Origin of the sequence: Pseudomonas sp. ES3-33 (assembly GCF_000952175.1) — a bacterium.
GTDB classification, from domain to species: Bacteria; Pseudomonadota; Gammaproteobacteria; order Pseudomonadales; family Pseudomonadaceae; genus Aquipseudomonas; species Aquipseudomonas gregormendelii.
In genome coordinates this window covers 1-332 of record NZ_JZRI01000076.1, presented here as the reverse complement: position 1 = coordinate 332, position 332 = coordinate 1, and the positions used below count along the sequence as shown (strand labels likewise).

Sequence of the window (332 nt, the reverse complement as noted above, 5' to 3'; positions counted from 1 at the left end):
AGCGTCGACGGCCCTGTCAGCGTGCTCAACTTCACCATCGGTGCGAACACCTACACCGCTGGCACCACGGCGACCATCGCCAATGTCGGCACCTTGGTGATCGGCGCGAACGGGGCGTACACCTTTACTCCAGCCGCCAACTACAACGGCAGCGTGCCGGTGGTCAGCTACACCGTCACTGACGGCTCCGGTAGCAATGTCACTTCGACCCTGAACATCAGCGTCACCCCGGTCGATGACAGCTTCACCGATGCCAGCGAAAGGGTGTCCACCCGTGAGGACGCTGCCGGTAACGGCAGCGTCCTCACGGGTACCTCGAGCGTCGACGGCCC

The 332-nt window shown here is 63.9% G+C and carries 1 protein-coding gene; it reads left to right on the top strand.

Features of this window, described 5'->3' with window-relative positions; genetic code table 11:
• Nucleotides 1-332, top strand: a 332-nt coding sequence (locus UB23_RS29780; protein WP_045060015.1) for a cadherin-like domain-containing protein, incomplete at both ends; no start/stop codon positions are given.